Raw genomic sequence first — 1,241 nt, forward strand, 5'->3', positions numbered from 1 at the left:
ACTCCGTTTTCATCAAAACTCGCACGAGCATTCGATACATTGCTTCCCGTGACGATAATATCTTTTTCCAGGTAAGCGGTACGTCCTTTCTCACTCTTGAAGTCAAACTGCTGCATTTCTCGGCTAGAAGCGCTCGACTTAGCCTCTAGACGAAACTCCAGGTTTGCTGTTTTACCAATAATACGTTTTGCTGCCGCCGTATCCTGAACACCAGGGAGCTCAACCACGATACGGTTACGCCCCTGACGCTGAACCAAAGGCTCAGCAACACCCAGTTCGTTAACACGATTTCTAAGCGTAATCAGGTTTTGTTGAACAGCATAATCTTCAATCTCTTTAATTCGCGCTTCAGATAGTTTTAGCAATAAGAAGAAGCTTTCATCTTCTTCGATTGTTGTACGTGTAAACTGACGATATTCTGATGCGGCAAGCGAAACCGCTTTGTCCAATTCCTTTTCAGACTTGAACTTAACCTTGAGGCCATCAGTGCCTTCAACCAATACCGAACGATAGCGAATTTTTTCACTACGCATCGCTGTTTTAATATCACTCATTGAGACTTGAAGCTTTTGACTCAAAGCTTTATCCATATCAACTTCGAGTAAGAAGTGAACACCACCTCGCAAATCTAGACCAAGTTTCATAGGTCCAGCACCCATAGACTTAAGCCAATCAGGTGTGCTTGGTGCCATATTTAGCGCCGCAATATAATCACTACCCAAAACATCGCTTAGGACTTCTTTTGCAGATAATTGAGCTTCGTTGTCATAGAAACGAACCAAAAGGTTATTACCATTTAACTCCGCATGCTTAACAACAACATTATTTTTCTCTAATACGCTAACGACCCGCTTCTGTAGAGCATCGTCTGCTTTTAGCGAGCTTTGCGTTCCGGTCACCTGCACAGCAAAGTCATCAGGATAGAGATTAGGTAATGAGTACACTGCACCCAATGCCAGGGTGATCAGTATGAGAATATATTTCCACGCGGGGTATGTATTGAGCATCTTAGCTCCAGATCCTTTCGGTATTATTCAAAGTAATTGAGTGTGCAGGTGTTATATCACGACGCAGACCCTGTTACGCGAACAAAGCCTAAACAAACGTAAAAACATCTCGATTAGCCTAGTCGCTCACCCTTTGTGAGCGACTAACACTGATTTAGATACCTTTTAAGGTGCCTTTTGGTAATGCTGAGGCAACTGCTACTTTCTGAATGTTCATTTCAACACCCTCAGAAA

General features: G+C 43.0%; 1 pseudogene. It reads right to left on the reverse strand.

The features are described from left to right. Positions 1 to 1,007, reverse strand: a pseudogene (gene secD / locus A3763_RS02835) (protein translocase subunit SecD); the annotation flags it as partial. Between the last annotated feature and the right edge of the window lie 234 nt (positions 1,008 to 1,241).

It is taken from the genome of Oleiphilus sp. HI0128 (assembly GCF_001635365.1).